Annotated in this window: 1 protein-coding gene; it reads left to right on the forward strand. The window is 30.5% G+C overall.

Features of this window, described 5'->3' with window-relative positions; translation table 11 throughout:
- The first annotated feature begins 81 nt into the window (after positions 1-81).
- A protein-coding gene (locus SOJ_RS06935) for an IS3 family transposase (RefSeq protein ID WP_156789159.1) occupies positions 82-1,223 on the forward strand; the annotation gives its coding sequence in 2 pieces (ribosomal slippage) (positions 82-352 and positions 352-1,223; 1,143 coding nt in all).
- Positions 1,224-1,267 lie beyond the last annotated feature (44 nt).

The following is a 1,267-nucleotide window of genomic DNA, read 5'->3' on the forward strand; positions in this document are numbered from 1 at the left end:
CTGACCCCCAATTGTGGGAATAAAATAAAAACACTTTCGTTGAATTCATACTAAAATGAATTTATACGGAGGTGTTTTTCTATGAAAAGAGTTACTTATTCACTAGAAACCAAAAATAAAGCTATTGAAATGAAAATTGAGGGATATAGTGCAAAAGAAATTATGAATACATTAAACATTAGAAATAGATCACAAGTGAAAACTTGGTGGAAATGGTACCAAAATGGTGAACATTATAGATTTCATCAACAAGTTGGAAAACAATATTCCTACGGAAAGGGATTAGAAGAACTTTCAGAAATTGAACAATTAAAATTGGAGAATAAAAGAAAAAACGCAGAATTAGAAATTTTAAAAAAGTACAAGGAATTGGAAAGGGAGTGTCGCCCAAAATAATAATACAAGTGGTTGAAGCATTAGAATCAAAATATACAGTTAAAATGATATTAGAGGTATTTAACATACCCAAATCTACCTATTATCGCTGGAAATGTAAAAAACATGAAACAAATTCGGAATTAGAAGCAATTAAATCGATTTGTCATAAGCACAAATATACCTATGGTTATAGAAAAGTGACTGCTGAATTAAATAAATTTAGTAAGGAAAAAATTAATCACAAGAAAGTGCAAAGGCTTATGCAAGAAAACGAATTGAATTGTAGGGTTAAACCTAAAAAATCTAAAAAACCAGGTAATCCATTCTATAAAACAGGCAATTTGTTACAGAGGAATTTTAATGCAAATCGTCCATTAGAAGTACTTGTAACAGATATTACTTATTTACCTTTCGGTAATACAATGTTGTATCTATCGTCAATTATGGATGTCTATAACGGGGAAATAGTTGCTTATACTATAGATAATCACCAGAATCAAAATTTAGTGAACGAGACTTTGAACCAATTAGAAATTCCAGATAGTTGTATACTTCATAGCGATCAAGGAAGTGTTTACACATCGTATGAATATTATAAATTATGCGAAGAAAAAAGCATTACCAGAAGCATGTCCCGTAAGGGAACGCCAGCTGATAATGCCCCAATTGAATGTTTCCATTCCTCGCTAAAGTGTGAAACATTCTACTTAAATAAAGAGCTCAAGAGCTCTAATAACATTGTAATAGATATTGTCGAAAATTACATTGAAAACTATAATAAAGTAAGAATTCAACAAAAACTAGGCTACTTATCTCCTATAGAGTTCAGGAAATTAGCATCCTAGAAAATAGTGTTTTTATTAAGTTCCCATTTTAAGGGTTCAGTGCC

It is taken from the genome of Staphylococcus sp. OJ82 (genome assembly GCF_000294465.1).
GTDB classification, from domain to species: Bacteria; Bacillota; Bacilli; order Staphylococcales; family Staphylococcaceae; genus Staphylococcus; species Staphylococcus equorum.